The 15,804-nt window shown below is 72.0% G+C and carries 14 protein-coding genes and 1 tRNA gene; 10 read left to right on the top strand and 5 right to left on the bottom strand.

The window, feature by feature from the left end; genetic code table 11:
* Window positions 1-14 precede the first annotated feature (14 nt).
* Together ACFVWU_RS08340 and ACFVWU_RS08335 are read right to left on the bottom strand one after the other, a co-directional pair.
* Entirely contained in the window at window positions 15-221 is a 207-nt protein-coding gene (locus ACFVWU_RS08340; RefSeq protein ID WP_387617054.1) for a hypothetical protein, read from the bottom strand.
* A 160-nt stretch (window positions 222-381) separates the two neighbouring features.
* The gene (locus tag ACFVWU_RS08335; protein ID WP_387617052.1) at window positions 382-684 is read right to left on the bottom strand and encodes a hypothetical protein; all 303 of its coding nucleotides are present in this window, start codon (window positions 682-684) and stop codon (window positions 382-384) included.
* Window positions 685-695: 11 nt separating this feature from the next.
* On the opposite strand from ACFVWU_RS08335, the gene ACFVWU_RS08330 reads away from it, so the two are divergent.
* Together ACFVWU_RS08330 and ACFVWU_RS08325 are read left to right on the top strand one after the other, a co-directional pair.
* The gene (locus tag ACFVWU_RS08330) at window positions 696-998 is read left to right on the top strand and encodes a hypothetical protein (RefSeq protein WP_387617050.1); all 303 of its coding nucleotides are present in this window, start codon (window positions 696-698) and stop codon (window positions 996-998) included.
* Between the two features lie 42 nt (window positions 999-1,040).
* Window positions 1,041-1,526, top strand: coding sequence for a hypothetical protein (locus ACFVWU_RS08325; RefSeq protein WP_387617048.1), 486 nt, complete (start codon window positions 1,041-1,043; stop codon window positions 1,524-1,526).
* Window positions 1,527-1,712: 186 nt separating this feature from the next.
* Here ACFVWU_RS08325 and ACFVWU_RS08320 read toward each other — a convergent pair whose 3' ends face one another.
* A complete protein-coding gene (locus ACFVWU_RS08320) occupies window positions 1,713-2,201 on the bottom strand; it encodes a YajQ family cyclic di-GMP-binding protein (protein ID WP_380608344.1) in 489 nt (162 codons plus the stop codon).
* Window positions 2,202-2,417: 216 nt separating this feature from the next.
* On the opposite strand from ACFVWU_RS08320, the gene ACFVWU_RS08315 reads away from it, so the two are divergent.
* The 8 genes from ACFVWU_RS08315 to ACFVWU_RS08280 all read left to right on the top strand — a co-directional run bounded on the left by ACFVWU_RS08315 (window position 2,418) and on the right by ACFVWU_RS08280 (window position 13,094).
* A tRNA-Tyr gene (locus ACFVWU_RS08315) sits at window positions 2,418-2,498 on the top strand.
* A gap of 355 nt (window positions 2,499-2,853) precedes the next feature.
* Window positions 2,854-4,683 (top strand): APC family permease, encoded by a 1,830-nt coding sequence (locus ACFVWU_RS08310; protein WP_387617046.1) that lies wholly within the window; start codon window positions 2,854-2,856, stop codon window positions 4,681-4,683.
* Window positions 4,684-5,159: 476 nt separating this feature from the next.
* Complete coding sequence (gene kdpF / locus ACFVWU_RS08305; protein WP_045693083.1) at window positions 5,160-5,249, top strand: K(+)-transporting ATPase subunit F; 90 nt, start codon at window positions 5,160-5,162, stop codon at window positions 5,247-5,249.
* A 1-nt stretch (window position 5,250) separates the two neighbouring features.
* Window positions 5,251-6,912 (top strand): potassium-transporting ATPase subunit KdpA, encoded by a 1,662-nt coding sequence (kdpA, locus tag ACFVWU_RS08300; RefSeq protein WP_387617043.1) that lies wholly within the window; start codon window positions 5,251-5,253, stop codon window positions 6,910-6,912.
* The gene (gene kdpB, locus ACFVWU_RS08295; protein ID WP_387617041.1) at window positions 6,912-9,026 is read left to right on the top strand and encodes a potassium-transporting ATPase subunit KdpB; all 2,115 of its coding nucleotides are present in this window, start codon (window positions 6,912-6,914) and stop codon (window positions 9,024-9,026) included. The genes kdpA and kdpB overlap by 1 nt, the downstream gene beginning before the upstream one ends.
* A gap of 21 nt (window positions 9,027-9,047) precedes the next feature.
* Window positions 9,048-9,677: a K(+)-transporting ATPase subunit C gene (gene kdpC / locus ACFVWU_RS08290; protein WP_387617039.1), complete on the top strand. Its 630-nt coding sequence runs from the start codon at window positions 9,048-9,050 to the stop codon at window positions 9,675-9,677.
* Between the two features lie 149 nt (window positions 9,678-9,826).
* Window positions 9,827-12,397, top strand: coding sequence for an ATP-binding protein (locus ACFVWU_RS08285; RefSeq protein WP_387617037.1), 2,571 nt, complete (start codon window positions 9,827-9,829; stop codon window positions 12,395-12,397).
* Complete coding sequence (locus ACFVWU_RS08280; protein ID WP_387617035.1) at window positions 12,390-13,094, top strand: response regulator; 705 nt, start codon at window positions 12,390-12,392, stop codon at window positions 13,092-13,094. The genes ACFVWU_RS08285 and ACFVWU_RS08280 overlap by 8 nt, the downstream gene beginning before the upstream one ends.
* A gap of 19 nt (window positions 13,095-13,113) precedes the next feature.
* On the opposite strand, the gene ACFVWU_RS08275 is transcribed toward ACFVWU_RS08280, so the two are convergent.
* Together ACFVWU_RS08275 and ACFVWU_RS08270 are read right to left on the bottom strand one after the other, a co-directional pair.
* Window positions 13,114-13,962, bottom strand: a complete 849-nt coding sequence (locus ACFVWU_RS08275; RefSeq protein ID WP_387617033.1) for an IS5 family transposase — start codon at window positions 13,960-13,962, stop codon at window positions 13,114-13,116.
* Between the two features lie 374 nt (window positions 13,963-14,336).
* Complete coding sequence (locus ACFVWU_RS08270) at window positions 14,337-15,605, bottom strand: hydrolase (protein ID WP_387617031.1); 1,269 nt, start codon at window positions 15,603-15,605, stop codon at window positions 14,337-14,339.
* Window positions 15,606-15,804: the final 199 nt, after the last annotated feature.

Raw genomic sequence — 15,804 nt, 5'->3', positions numbered from 1 at the left:
GGGCGGTGCCGCGGCTACCTGCGGACGGTGCCGCGGATGGTCGGCGCGGAGCGCGGGCCGGCCACCGAACCGGTGGTCATCAGCGCGGGCGTGAGCCAGGAGATCCGCGGGGCACTCGCCGCCCGGCCGGCCACCGACCGGGTCCGCTCCCGGGCGGCGGAGCGGGCGGCCGGGCCGTCCGGGTCCTCCCGGCCGGGTGAGGGCGCGTCCGTGGACCTCATCGGTTCTCCTCCGGTACGGCCCCGGTCGGGTGCGCGGGGTGGCCGCCGGGAAGGGGCCCGGGGCGGGCCGTACCCGGCCAGTTCACCCGGTTGCCGAGGCCGCCGCATGCGGCGTACGCCCGTGCGGGTGATGCCCGGTCGGCCGCGGTCGTGCCCGCGCTCAGCCCTGCGCGGCGCCCGGGGCGGCGGCGGGCCGGACGGCGCGGCGCAGCGTGCGGCTCGCGGTGGCGGGCAGCAGGCCGGCGGCGAAGGCCCCGGCGGGCATCCCGGCGGTGAGCAGCGTGATGGTCGCGGCGATCACCCGGCCGCGGAGCCGGGACGGCACCTGCCGGAACACCAGCAGGTCGAGCATCACCCGCAGGGCGGGAGTGCCCGCGCCGACGGCGAACAGCACGACGAAGACGGCGACCGCGCCGCCGGGCAGCAGCGGCGCCAGCGGCACCGGCACGGCGGCCCAGGCCACCGCACTCCCCGGTGCGCTCCGAGGCGTACGACGCCATGCCGGCCGCGATCGACCGGCTGCGCGGCGACTTCCGCGCCCACGTGGCCGACGGCCGACCGGACTTCAGCGCCACGAAGGACGGTTCGCCCGGTTCGCCCGGCCTGTTCGCGAACTTCACCCTGCGGCTCGACCCGGACCGGCTGACCCGCCTGCGCTCCCAACCGGGCGAAATCCTCGACGAGCTCAGCGAGGAAGGGCCGAGTACGTCCGAGAACGCGGTGAACGTGACCCTCTTCACCCTGCTCTACGGTCTCCGGGCGGGCACGGAATCATAAATTTCGGGCCGACTGTCAGTGCGGTGAGACACCATGTCCGGCATGTCCTATGAACTCCAGGCGCTGATAGGCACGTTGGAACTGCTGACGCTGGCGGCGGCGGAGGTCCCGGCGGCCCGGGTGGTGCCGCTGGCCCAGGGGCTGGCCCTGATTCCGGTCACCTCCGCCGTGCTGGCGGCGCTGCAAGGCGATGGCGCGGTGCCGAAGGTCGGTGGCGGAGCCGGTTTCGGGTGGCACTCGGACGGCTTCGAACTGCGGCTCGCCGCCTGGTCCAAGGCCGGGTCGATCGCCTGCGTCGAGGCCGAGTACTTCGGTGGCAGCGGCACCCAGCGCGCCGCCGTCTGGGAGGACGGACGGGTGGTCCTCGGGCCGCTCGCCAGTGGGGAGTTCGAGCCGGCCGCCGAAGGCACCCCGATCTCCCGGGCGCTGCGCCGGCTCGGCGCGTCCGTCACCCCGGGGCGGGCGGACGAGTTCGACGCGGTCGGGCTGGCCACGCACCGCAGCACCGCCGGCTGGGCGGCGGCCTGAGGGCGCGCCACCGGACGGCACTTCCCGGTCGTGGTCCCGGCGCCGCCGAGCACCCTCCCGGTCGCCGACCCGGCCCTGCCTGCCATTCCAGACGTCCCCACCATTGGCCGACCCCACCCGCCGACGCGAACGGCCCCGCCCCCGAACCCGGGAGCGGGGCCGTGTCGTGGCCCGACCGGACCGACGTCAGCGGTAGTTCACGAACTGGATCGCGAAGTCCAGGTCCTTGCCCTTGAGCAGGGCCTGGACGGTCTGGAGGTCGTCGCGGCTCTTGGAGCTGACGCGCAGCTCGTCGCCCTGGACCTGGGCCTTGACGCCCTTGGGGCCCTCGTCCCGGATGATCTTCGCGACCTTCTTGGCATCCTCCGTGGTGATGCCCTCCTTCACGTTCGCGAAGATCTTGTACTCCTTGCCGGACAGCTGCGGCTCGGCGGCGTCCAGGGCCTTCAGCGACAGGCCGCGCTTGACGAACTTCGTCTGCAGCACGTCGAGGATGGCCCGAACGCGCTCCTCGCCGTTGGCCTTCATCTCGATCTTCTCGCCGGAGCGGCTGATCTCGCCGCCCACGCCCTTGAAGTCGAAACGGGTGGCGATCTCACGGGAGGTCTGGTTGATCGCGTTGTCGACCTCCTGCCACTCGACCTTCGAGACGATGTCGAAACTGGAGTCGGCCATGGGTGTTGGTCTCCTTGATGCTCTGGCTTCACTGGCACGGCCCGCCCCACTGGGCGTCCGCCGCCCCAGCCTATCCAGCGCCACCCCGGCCCCGCCCGTGACAGCGGCGCGACGCTTCTTGATCGTCGCGTGATCTATCGAGTGGCGGAGCACCCCCCGGGATCAGGTATGGTTTACCAAGTCGAACGGGGCGTGGCCCCGGGAGGCGAAAATCCTGGCTGGTTGCCCGAGCGGCCAAAGGGAGCAGACTGTAAATCTGTCGCGCAAGCTACGCAGGTTCGAACCCTGCACCAGCCACAGGATAGAAAACAGCCCCTGATCTGCGGAAACGCAGATCAGGGGCTGTTTCGTTTGTCCGGGCGCCGGGCGGCAGCAGTTATTGCACATTGCTTGCAATTACGGTTGTCAGGCAGCAGAGTGGGGGGCCGGGGGTGGGAGTCCTTCGACTGAGCTGATCGTCTTCCCAGCCGGCGCCCGCCGGGACAACGGCTCGCCCACCCCCGTCAACCGCCTCTCCCGCCGCGACGGCAGCCGCGTCAAGAGCGCGTCAAAGGCGCTCGTGGCGGCGTCAGGAACGCGTAGGGGCCGGGGGAGCGCCGGGCGCGCGGACCGCAGGATTCGGAGCAACTACCGACTGCGGAGGTCCCGTCCGATGTCCAGCGCCATCTCCACCCCGGCCGTGACGGCCGACGAACCGCCCGATACCGGCGCCGGCGACGAGCGCCACCGGCTCAGCGCGCTCGGCGGACTGGCGGCACTCTCGCTGGATGCCATGGCCTCGGTCGCGTACGGCCCCGAAGCGATCGTGCTGGTGCTGGCCGCCGCCGGTTCGTACGGGCTGGGCTTCACCCTGCCGGTCACGGTGGCGATCGCCGTGCTGCTCGCGGTGCTGGTCGCCTCCTACCGGCAGGTGATCGCGGCCTTCCCGGACGGCGGCGGCTCCTACGCGGTGGCCAAGGCGCACCTGGGCCGCCGGACGGCGCTGACCGCGGCCGCCTCGCTGGTGATCGACTACATCCTGAACGTCGCGGTCTCGGTGACCGCCGGCGTCGCCGCGCTCACCTCCGCCGTCCCCGGCCTGTACGACGACCGGGTCTGGCTCTGCCTGGGCGTGCTCGCCCTGGTCACCGCCGTGAACCTGCGCGGCATCGCCGAGTCGGCGCGCTGGTTCATGGTCCCGACCGCCGTCTTCGTCCTCGCCATCCTGGCGATCATCGTGGCCGGCCTGTTCCGGGACGCCCCGGCCAGCACCGAGGCCGCCGCCGGCCACGCCTCCGTGCTCGCCGAGAACGCCACCACGGTCGGCGCGCTGCTGCTGCTCAAGGCCTTCGCGGCCGGCTGCTCCGCGCTGACCGGCGTCGAGGCGGTGGCGAACGCCGTCCCCTCCTTCCGCACCCCGCGGGTGAAGCGGGCGCAGCACACCGAGGTCGCGCTCGGCGCCCTGCTCGGCGTGATGCTGATCGGCCTGGCCGTGCTGATCGGCCGCTTCCACCTCCAGCCGGTCGAGGGCGTCACCGTGCTCGCCCAGCTCGCCGACGCCTCGCTCGGCCACGGCGCCGGCTTCTACGTCGTCCAGTTCGCCACCGTGGTCCTGCTCGGCCTGGCCGCCAACACCTCCTTCGGCGGCCTGCCGGTGCTGATGGACCTGCTGGCCCGGGACAACCACCTCCCGCACGTGTTCGCGCTGCGCGCCGACCGCCAGGTGTACCGGTACGGCGTGCTGTTCCTGGCCGCGGTGTCGGCCGCGCTGCTGGTCGGCTCCGGGGGTGACGTCAACAGCCTGGTGCCGCTGTTCTCGATCGGCGTCTTCGTCGGCTTCACCATCTGCCAGGTCGGCATGGTCCGGCACTGGCTCCTGAACCGCCCGGCCGGGTGGCGGTGGAAGGCTGCGCTGAACGGCTTCGGCGCGCTGCTGACGGGCGTCGCCACCCTCGTGGTGACCGGCACCAAGTTCACCGAGGGCGCCTGGGGCATCGTGGTGGCCCTGCCGCTGCTGGTGGTGCTCTTCGAGGCGATCCACCGCAGCTACGAGCGGATCGGCGAGCGCCTGGAGCTCGGCCGGGTGCCGGACGCGGTGACCCGCCAGCGCAGCCTGGTGGTGGTCCCGGTGACGGCGATCACCCGGCTCACCCGGGACGGCCTGTCGGCGGCGCTGTCGCTGGGCGACGAGGTGTTCGCGGTCACCGTGGTGCACGAGCCGGCCGACGCCGAGGCGCTGCGCCGGGACTGGGAGCTGTGGCAGCCGGGCGTGCCCCTGCTGGAGATACCGGAGGACCACCGCCGCCTCGGCCTGCCGATCGCCGAGTTCGTCAACAGGCTCGGCGAGGAGCACGCCTACGACCGGCTCACCGTGCTGATCCCCGAGGTCGAGCCCGCCCACTGGTGGCAGCGGGCGCTGCAGAACCGGCGCGGCGCCGTGATCGACCGCGCCCTGCGCCGGCACACCGACGCGGTGGTCTGCCGGCTGCGGATGCGGATGTGACCCGCCTGCCCAGGTAGGTGCAATGAACGGGCCCCGGTGCGACTGCGTTTCGCGCCGGGGCCCGACGCGTGTCCGGTCCCGGTCGGATCACGACGGTCTCGGCCCGATCACGACGGTCTCGGCCCGATTACGACGGTCTCGGACCGGTGAAGCGAGCATCAAGGTCGCGTCAACGACCAGCTTTCACCCGTATGGAGGGCGTCAGGGCCCTCTAACGCGCCCTAGACGGCTGGTTTGCTGCATCTGCCGGTCGTCCGCCGGTGCCGTGCGAGGCCTCCGGCCCGCTTGCGGCATCTCCCGAACCACGCTGGTGGAGCCCATGTCCGATCTCATCTACGTCGGTGTCACGGTCGCCGTGTTCGCCGTCATCGCCCTGATCGCGCGGGGGGTGGAGAAGCTGTGAACGAGCGCAGCGAGCGAACCATCAACAGGGGCGTGTTGCGCGAAGCGCCCGCCGAGCGTAGCGAGGTGGGCGCATGAGCGCCGAGAACATCGCTGGTCTGGTCGTGGCCGTCGCGCTCGTCGGCTACCTCGTCGTGGCGCTGATCTTCCCGGAGAAGTTCTGACATGGGATCCACTCTCGCGGGCTGGATGCAGGCCCTCGCCCTCGTCGGCGCGCTGGCCCTGTGCTACCGCCCCCTTGGCGACTACATCGCCAAGCTCCTCACCACCGCCAAGCACCTCAGAGTCGAGCGCGGCATCTACAAGCTGATCGGCGTCGACGGTGACGCCGATCAGCGTTGGCCGGTGTACCTGCGCTCGGTGCTGGCCTTCTCGGCCGTCTCGGTGCTCTTCCTGTACGGCCTGATCCGCCTCCAGAACTTCCTGCCGCTGAACCTGGGCGTTCCGCAGATGACGGGCCACCAGGCCTGGAACACCGCGATCTCGTTCGTCACCAACACCAACTGGCAGTCCTACAGCGGCGAGTCCGCGATGGGCCACCTGGTGCAGATGGCGGGCCTGGCGGTGCAGAACTTCGTCTCCGCGGCCGTCGGCATCGCCGTCGTCGCCGCGCTGATCCGGGGCTTCAACCGGAACAGGACCGACCGGGTCGGCAACTTCTGGGTGGACCTGGTCCGGATCAACCTGCGCCTGCTGCTGCCGCTCGCGTTCGTGTTCGCGCTGGTCCTGGCCGCCAACGGCGTGATCCAGAACTTCCACGGCTTCCACGAGGTCGCCAACCTGGCCGGCGACGTGCAGAAGATCCCGGGCGGCCCGGTGGCCTCCCAGGAGGTCATCAAGGAACTGGGCACCAACGGCGGCGGCTTCTTCAACGCCAACTCGGCGCACCCCTTCGAGAACCCGACCGGCTTCACCAACTGGCTGGAGATCTTCCTGCTGCTGGTGATCCCGTTCGCGCTGCCGCGCACCTTCGGCAAGATGGTCGGCGACAACCGCCAGGGCTACGCGATCGTCGCCGTGATGGGCCTGTTCTGGGTCGCCTCGGTCGCCCTGCTGACCTTCGCCGAGTCGCAGCACCACGGCACCGCCCTGCAGGCGGCCGGCGCCGCGATGGAGGGCAAGGAGCAGCGCTTCGGCGTCGCCGCCAGCTCGCTGTTCGCCGCTTCGACGACGCTGACCTCGACCGGTGCGGTGAACTCCTTCCACGACTCGTTCACGCCGTTCGGCGGCGGGCTGACGATCTTCAACATGATGCTGGGCGAGATCGCGCCCGGCGGTACCGGCTCCGGTCTGTACGGCATGCTGATCCTGGCGATCGTCGCGGTGTTCGTCGCGGGCCTGATGGTCGGCCGCACCCCCGAGTACCTGGGCAAGAAGCTCGGCGGCCGCGAGATGAAGTTCGCCTCGCTGTACATCCTCACCACCCCGACCATCGTGCTGGTCGGCACCGGTGTGGCGATGGCCCTGCCGGGTGAGCGGGCCGGGATGCTCAACTCGGGCGCCCACGGCTTCTCCGAGGTGCTGTACGCCTTCACCTCGGCGGCCAACAACAACGGTTCGGCGTTCGCCGGCATCACCGTCAACACCGACTGGTACGACACGGCGCTCGGCCTGTGCATGGTGTTCGGTCGCTTCCTGCCGATCGTCTTCGTCCTGGCGCTGGCGGGTTCGCTCGCCCAGCAGCAGCCGGTTCCGGCCACTCCGGGCACCCTGCCCACCCACAAGCCGCTGTTCGTGGGCCTGCTGTCGGGCGTCGTCCTGATCGTCGTCGGCCTCACCTACTTCCCGGCCCTGGCCCTCGGGCCGCTCGCGGAAGGTCTCTCCTGATGTCCACCCCCATGCTCAACCCGGCACCGGCCGACAAGGCCGAGCCCGCCGCGCCGCACAGAGTGGCGAGCGGCCTCCTCGACCCGAAGCTGATCGTCGCGTCCCTGCCGGACGCGGTGAAGAAGCTCGACCCCCGGGTGATGGTCAAGAACCCGGTGATGTTCGTGGTCGAGGTGGGCTCGGTGGTCACCACCGTCTCCGCGATCGCCAGCCCGTCCGTGTTCGCCTGGGCCATCACCGTGTGGCTCTGGCTGACCACGATCTTCGCCAACCTGGCGGAGGCCGTCGCCGAGGGCCGCGGCAAGGCCCAGGCCGACACCCTGCGCAAGACCAAGACCGAGAGCGTCGCCCGCCGGCTCACCGACTGGCCCGCCACCCAGGACGAGGAGGAGGTCCCCGGGACCGCCCTCCGGCTGGGCGACCACGTGGTGGTCGAGGCCGGGCAGATCATCCCCGGTGACGGCGACGTCGTCGAGGGTGTCGCGAGCGTCGACGAGTCGGCGATCACCGGTGAGTCCGCGCCGGTGATCCGTGAGTCCGGCGGTGACCGCAGCGCCGTCACCGGCGGCACCAAGGTGCTGTCCGACCGGATCGTGGTGAAGATCGCCTCGGAGCCCGGCAAGTCGTTCATCGACCGGATGATCGCCCTGGTCGAGGGCGCCGCCCGGCAGAAGACGCCGAACGAGATCGCGCTCAACATCCTGCTCGCCTCGCTGACCATCGTCTTCCTGGTCGCGGTCGTCACGCTCCAGCCGATGGCCACCTACGCGGGCGCCCCGCAGTCGATGATCGTCCTGGTCGCCCTGATCGTGGCGCTCATCCCGACCACCATCGGCGCGCTGCTCTCCGCGATCGGCATCGCGGGTATGGACCGCCTGGTCCAGCGCAACGTGCTGGCGATGTCCGGCCGCGCCGTCGAGGCCGCCGGCGACGTCAACACCCTGCTGCTCGACAAGACCGGCACCATCACCCTGGGCAACCGCCAGGCCGCCGAGTTCCTGCCCGCCCCGGGCGTGGGCACCGACGAACTGGCCAGCGCCGCCCAGCTCTCCTCCCTCGCGGACGAGACGCCGGAGGGCCGCTCGATCGTGGTCCTGGCGAAGACCGAGTACGGTCTGCGGGCCCGCGCCCAGGGCGAGCTGACCCACGCCACCTGGGTTCCGTTCACCGCCCAGACCCGTATGTCGGGTGTGGACCTGGACGAGTCCGACGGTGTCCACCAGGTCCGCAAGGGCGCCGCCGGCGCCGTCACCAACTGGGTGACCGAGAACGGCGGTTCGGTCGGCGGCGAGGTCTCCACCCTGGTCGACGGCATCTCCGCCGCCGGTGGTACGCCGCTGGTGGTGGCGACGAAGATCGGCCCGGCTCCGGCCAGGGTCCTCGGCGTCATCCACCTCAAGGACGTGGTCAAGGAGGGCATGCGGGAGCGCTTCGACGAGCTCCGCCGGATGGGCATCAAGACCATCATGATCACGGGCGACAACCCGCTGACCGCCAAGGCGATCGCGGAGGAGGCCGGCGTGGACGACTTCCTCGCCGAGGCCACGCCCGAGGACAAGATGGCCCTGATCAAGAAGGAGCAGGAGGGCGGCAAGCTGGTCGCGATGACCGGCGACGGCACCAACGACGCCCCCGCGCTCGCCCAGGCCGACGTCGGCGTCGCGATGAACACCGGGACCATGGCGGCCAAGGAGGCCGGCAACATGGTCGACCTGGACTCCAACCCCACCAAGCTGATCGAGATCGTGGAGATCGGCAAGCAGCTGCTGATCACCCGCGGTGCGCTGACCACCTTCTCGATCGCCAACGACGTGGCCAAGTACTTCGCGATCATCCCCGCGATGTTCGCCGGGGTCTACCCGGGCCTGCGCCACCTCAACATCATGGGCCTGCACAGCCCCCAGTCCGCGATCACCTCGGCGATCATCTTCAACGCCCTGGTCATCATCGGCCTCATCCCGCTCGCCCTGCGCGGCGTCCGCTACCGTCCCGCCGACGCCAGCAGCCTGCTGGCCCGGAACATCGGGGTCTACGGCATCGGCGGCCTGATCGTGCCGTTCATCGGCATCAAGCTGATCGACCTGATCGTCCAGTTCATCCCCGGCCTCAACTGACGCGGGGAAGGAGAGAACACCATGTCCAAGCCCCTGCCGACGACCGTCCGCACCCACTTCACCGCGCTGCGCGTGCTGCTGGTGCTCACGGTGATCCTCGGAATCGCCTACCCGCTGCTGGTCACCGGGATCAGCCAGGTCGCGTTCGGCGACAAAGCCAACGGCTCCATCGTGAAGTCCGACGGCAAGGAGATCGGTTCCAGCCTGATCGGCCAGAACTTCAACCTGCCGAAGAAGAACCCGGACGACCCGAAGGAGGAGCCGGTGCCGGACCCGAAGTGGTTCCAGCCCCGGCCCTCCGCCAACAACTACGCCGGTGACAACTCCGGTGCCAGCAACCTCGGCCCGAACAGCGACGACCTGCTCAAGGCCGTCAACGACCGCCGCGCCGCCGTCGCCGCCTTCGACGGCGTCGACCCGGCGAGCGTGCCGGCCGACGCGCTGACCGCCTCGGGCTCCGGCCTCGACCCGCACATCTCGGCGGCCTACGCCAAGGAGCAGGTCAACCGGGTCGCCAAGGAGCGCAACCTGCCGGTCGAGACGGTGGCCAAGCTGGTCGACACGTACACCGAGGGCCGGTCCGCCGGCTTCCTCGGCGACGAGGGCGTCAACGTCGTCCTCCTCAACAAGGCGATCAGCGAGCAGAAGTGACCTCGAAGTGACGTCACGTCAGGTCTGTGGATGACCGGGCCGGCCCGGGCGAGGGAGGATGCCTCCAGCGCCCGGGCCGGCCGCCCCCGTATCCGCACGCGCACGCACCACCCGCCTGTCACCTCCCGATGATGGAAAGAGCAGTGCCCATGGCCCGCGACCTCACCCCCGGCTCCGGCATCCGCGGCGGCCGGCTGAGGGTGTACCTCGGCTCCGCCCCGGGGGTCGGCAAGACCTACCGGATGCTGGACGAGGCCCGGCGCAGACAGGAGCGCGGGGCCGATGTCGTGGTCGGGTACATCGAGTGCCACGGCCGCCGCCACACCGAGGCCATGACCGACGGCCTGGAGGTCCTGCCCCGCGTCCACCGCTCCTACCGCGACGCCGAGTTCGAGGAGATGGACCTCGACCGGGTGCTCGCCCGCCGCCCGGCCGTCGTCCTGGTGGACGAGCTGGCGCACACCAACATCCCCGGCGGCCGCAACGCCAAGCGCTGGCAGGACGTCGAGGAACTGCTCGCCGCCGGGATCGACGTCATCACCACCGTCAACATCCAGCACCTGGAGTCGCTGAACGACGTCGTCCAGAAGATCACCGGCATCCCCCAGCGCGAGACCGTCCCGGACGAGGTGGTCCGTCGGGCCGACCAGCTCGAACTCGTCGACATGGCGCCGCAGGCGCTGCGCCGGCGCATGGCCCATGGCAACGTCTACAAGGCGGAGAAGGTGGACGCCGCGCTCTCCAACTACTTCCGGGTCGGCAATCTCACCGCCCTGCGGGAACTCGCCCTGCTCTGGGTGGCCGGGCGGGTGGACGAGGGCCTGCGCGACTACCGGGCCAGCCACAAGATCGACCGGGTCTGGGAGACCCGCGAGCGCGTCGTGGTCGCCCTCACCGGCGGCCCCGAGGGCGAGACCCTGATCAGACGGGCCGCCCGGATCGCCGTCGCCGCCGGCGGCGAGCTGCTGGCCGTCCACGTCTCCCGCAGCGACGGCCTGGCCGGCGCCTCCTCCGGCGCGCTCGCCCAGCAGCGGCAGCTGGTCGAGTCCCTCGGCGGCAGCTACCACGTGGTGGTCGGCGACGACATCCCCACCGCGCTGCTGGCCTTCGCCCGCGCCCACGACGCCACCCAGCTGGTGCTCGGCACCAGCCGCCGCGGCCGGATCAACCGCTTCCTCACCGGCCCCGGCACCGGGCAGACCACCGTGGACGCCTCCGAGGACATCGACGTCCACATGGTCACCCACGAGTTCACCGGCCGCGGCCGGCTGCCCTCGCTCGGCCGCCGCCACTCCCGGCGCCGCACCGTCGCCGGCTACCTGGCCGGCCTCGTGCTGCCCTGGCTGCTCACCGCCGTGCTCTCCCAGGCGCACGACACCATCAACCTCACCACCGACGCCCTGATCTTCCAGCTCGGCGTGGTCATCGTCGCCCTGCTCGGCGGCGCCATGTCCGCCCTGCTGGCCGCCTTCATCGCCTCGGTGCTGCTGAACTACTACTTCATCCCGCCGGTGCACAGCCTCACCATCGGCGAGACCAACAACATCGTCGCCCTGGTGGTCTTCGCCGCCATCGCGCTCGCCGTCTCCACCGTGGTCGACCACGCGGGCCGACTCACCACCCGGGCCGCCCGCGCCACCGCCGAGGCCGAGACCCTCTCCACCCTGGCGGGCAGCGTGCTGCGCGGCGCCGACGCGCTGCCCGCCCTGCTGGAGAAGTCCCGTACGGCCTTCGGCATGCAGGCCGTCGCGCTGCTCTCCCGCACCGGCGGCGAGGTGCTCGCCCACAGCGAGGCCGAGCACCCGGACGACGGCGACGGGCAGCACGAGACCACCGAGGTCCCGGTCGGCGTCGACGCCCTGCTGGTCCTCACCGGCCGCCGGCTGCCCGCCGCCGACCAGCGGGTGCTCACCGCCTTCGCCGCGCACGTCGCCGCCGCGCTGGAGCGCGACCGGCTGGCCGTGGTCGCCGCCGAGGTCGAGCCGATCAAGGCCGCCGACCGGATGCGCACCGCCCTGCTCGCCGCCGTCAGTCACGACCTGCGCACCCCGCTCGCCGCCGCCCGCGCCTCGGTCGGCTCGCTGCGCAGCCCCGACGTCGAGTTCTCGCCCGAGGACCAGGCCGAACTCCTCGCCACCGCCGACGAGTCACTGGTCAAGCTCACCCGCCTGGTCGACAACCTGCTCGACATGAGCCGCCTCCAAGCCGGCGCGCTCACCCTGCACCTCACCGAGACCCACCTGGACGAGATCCTGCCCAGGGCGCTCGACAGCCTCCCCGACCCGTACGCGCCGATCCAGCCGCTCGACCTGGACAGCGCCCCGCCGGTGCTCGCCGACCCGCCGCTGCTGGAACGCGTCCTCGCCAACGTGATCACCAACGCGTTGCGCCACAACGCCCCCGGCGCGCCCGTCCTGGTCACCGCCAGCCACCACGCCGACCAGGTCGAGATCCGGGTGATCGACCGCGGCCCCGGCATCGCCCCCGAGGACCGCGACCGGGTCTTCCTGCCCTTCCAGCGGCTCGGTGACACCGACAACACCACCGGCGTCGGCCTCGGCCTTGCTCTCTCCCGCGGCCTCGCCGAGGCGATGGGCGGCAGCCTGGAGGTCGAGGACACCCCCGGCGGCGGCACCACCATGCTGCTCACCCTGCCCGCCGCCACCGAGTCAGCCGCCACCGAGCCAGCCGTCCCCGGGGAGGAACCACCGCATGAGTGAGCGAAGTGAACGAATCACCGACAGGTGCGAGGTCCTGATCGTCGACGACGAACCGGCCCTGCTGCGCACCCTGCGGATCAACCTCAGCGCCCGCCAGTACGCCGTGCGCACCGCCGCCAGCGGCGGCGAGGCGCTCGACCGGGCCGCACACTCCGTCCCGGACGCCGTCCTGCTCGACCTCGGCCTGCCCGACGTCGACGGCATGGACGTGCTGCGCGGACTGCGCACCCGCAGCTCGGTGCCGATCATCGTGCTCTCCGGCCGGACCGACGCCGCCGACAAGATCGGCGCCCTGGACGCGGGCGCCGACGACTACCTCACCAAGCCGTTCCTGATGGACGAACTGCTGGCCCGGTTGCGCGCGGTGCTGCGCCGGCCGTTAGGCGGGGTCCCGCTGGGACGGCCGGTGATCGGCGACCACACCGTCGACCTCGCGGCCACCACGGTGACCGGCCCGGGCGGCCCGGTGCGGCTCACCCCGACCGAGTGGCGGATCCTCAGCCTGCTGCTCGCCAACCCCGGCCGGCTGGTGCCCGGGCGGCAGATCCTGCGCGAGGTGTGGGGCCCGGCCCAGGAGGCGCGCGGCAACTACCTGCGGGTCTACCTCGCCGGGCTGCGCCGCAAGTTGGAGCGGGACCCGGCCCGCCCGCGCCATCTGGTCACCGAACCGGGGATCGGGTACCGCTACGTGCCCTGAGAGGGCGTTCGATACCGATTTAGGCTGCCGCAAGCGGTTTCGGGCGGAGGTATTGTCCGGTTCTGTCCGGGCTGGCGGTCAGCCGGGTGGTCATCGAGTTGACCATGGTCCAATGGATCATCGAGCGTGACCGGTCCGGCAGTTCCTCGTAGTCGCGATGGAGCCGCCGGTACCGGGACATGATCCCGAAGGTCTGCTCCACGCGCCAGCGGATCGGCTGGACGACGAAGCCCTTCTGCTCCTTGTCCCGGGCCACGACCTCGACGTCGATGTCGAGTGCGGCGCCGTGCTTGACGACGGCGTTGTTGTAGCCGGCGTCCACCCACGCTTTGGTCACCGTGGGCCACTGGGCGGCGAGGGTGTCCAGGACCTGCTTGCCGCCCGCCGAGTCCTGGACACCGGCAGCGGTGACGATCAGGACCAGGAGCAGGCCGAGGGTGTCGGTGGCGATGTGGCGCTTGCGGCCCTTGACCCGCTTGCCGCCGTCGTAGCCCTGACTGTCGGCCGGGGCGTTCGGCGAGGCCTTCACCGACTGGGCGTCGATGATCGCGGCGCTCGGCAGGATCCGGCGGCCCTTCTTCGCCCGCAGCTGGTCACGGAGTGTGTCGTGGATCCGCTCGGTGGTGCCGTCGCGTTCCCACTCCTTGAAGTAGCCGTAGACGGTGGTGTGGGGCGGGAAGTCGTGCGGCAGGTAGCGCCACGCGATGCCGGTCCGCGCGACGTAGAGGATCGCGTTGACCACCTCGCGCAGCCCGGTCGTGGGCTCACGTCCTTCGGCGCGGGTGCGTCGCCACTCCAGCAGCATGGGCTCGATGAGCTCCCACTGATCGTCCTTCAGGTCCGAGGGGTACCGGCGTCGTTCCGTCACAGTTGATCAATATCGCGGACACGGACCCGGCCGCCACGAGATCCTGGAACCGAGTCCGTGCCGGGTGATCGAAAGCCGGACAGTTGGGGGGAATCCCCTATCGAACGCCCTCTGAGGGCGTCAACGAGCCGTCAAGGGCGGCTCGGCGGGCGACAGGAGAGTGTCAAGGCCGGTCGGCGGCGGTGTTCCGTGGGCGTAGCGTCAGTGCTGGAACGAGCGGGCCCTGCTCCGTGTGGGGGAAGCCCGGGGCCGCTCTCCAGCCGCCGCCAAGGCGGCCAGCAGGTGGGGGAGGGGCGCGCGACGCACGTCGCGCGCCCCTTTGATTTCGCCGCTACGCGACGTCCGGGGGTGCGTGCTCTCCCCGGGTACGGGCCTCAGTCGTCCGCGCCGTCGGACTGCCGGGGCAGCGCCAGCGCCACGGTGTCCGCGAACTCCCGCACCGCGCTGGTCCGGCTGACCACGCGGCCGCTGTGCACCACCAGCCGGCTGTGCCCGCCCGCGAGCGCCCCGGCCAGGCTGTCCCCGCGCACCGCCAGCAGCTCCGCCGGGAAGCCCGCGTCCACCCGGACCGGCGGCAGCCCGAGCGCCGCCCGGGCCTGGTTCGCCACCGCGTCGTACGCCGTGTCCGGGTCCAACTCCCCGCCCGCGGCGAGCAGATAGGCCGACTCCAGTGGATCGGCCCGGCCGACCGGGTTGGACGGGTCCCGCAGTGCGCCGCTGCCCGCCGCCAGCGGCACCCCGGCCGAGGCCAACTCCCGTACCAGGCCCGGCCGCAGTCCGGTCACCCGGCCCTCCAGCCCGGTGCACCCGCCGTTCTGCGGCAGGCAGACCACCCGCACCCCGCTGGTCGCCAGCACGGTGGAGGCGCCCCGGGCCAGCGCCCCGCACGGCCCGAGCGACACCCGCGGCCGAAGTGGGGCCAACGCGCCGGCCAGGCGGGCCAGTTGGGCCGCGTCGGCGGCGGTGGTGTGCAGGTCCACCGGGCAGTCCGCCTCCCGGGCGGCCTCCAGCAGCAGTTGCACGTACCCGGCCGGGTCCGGGTCCAGCTCCGGGCAGCCGCCGGCCGCGGTGGCGCCGAGCTTGAGCGCCTCGCGCAGCTGTGCCCGCCCGTCCGCGCCGGTCCGGCCGGTGAGCAGTCGGGGCATCGCCACCGCCTGGAGCTCGGCGAGGCCCCGCAGCGCCTGCCGGGCGGTGAGCACCGCCTCCAGCCGGCGCAGCCCGTGCACGTCGCCGATCCGGACGTGGGTGCGCTGGGCGGTTGCGCCGTAGCCGAGCGAGGTGAGCGCGGCCTCGGTGATCCGGCGGGTGAGGTCGGTGGGGGTCTCCGGCGGCGGGGCGGGCAGGGCGGCGGAGAAGGCGGCGTCGTAGTGGGCGTGCGCCTCGGCGGGGGCGGGGAGCAGCAGGTAGCCCTTGAGGTCGATCCGGGCGCCGGTGGTGACGATGGGCGCGCCGGGCAGGGCGGGCAGCGGGCCGAGGCTGCCGGCGGTGCCGACGGCCTGGATCCGGTCGCCGCTGATCCGGACGTCCACCATCCGTCCGTCGGCCAGTCGGGCGTTGGCGAGCAGCAGGACCGGGCCGTGCCCGAGCGGGTTGGCCGCCGGGCCGGGCCCGGAGTGCGGCCCGTCGGCGGCTGCGCTGTCCATCGCCGGCTCCTTCTCGCGCTGCCCAGTGGGGACCAGTGGGACCGGTGGGACCGGTGGGACCGGTGGGGCCGGTCGGGATCGGCTCCGTGGGGATCGGCCGGTGTCCCGGTCAATGAGGGTCGAGCCTATGGCGCGCGGGGGCGGGGCGCCGGGAGGCGGGCAATAGTCGTATCGGGTCGGGGCGCACGGCTCGCGGGCC

The organism is Kitasatospora sp. NPDC058190 (assembly GCF_042883685.1).
GTDB lineage: Bacteria > Actinomycetota > Actinomycetes > Streptomycetales > Streptomycetaceae > Kitasatospora.
This window is presented reverse-complemented; position numbering and strand designations above follow the sequence as displayed.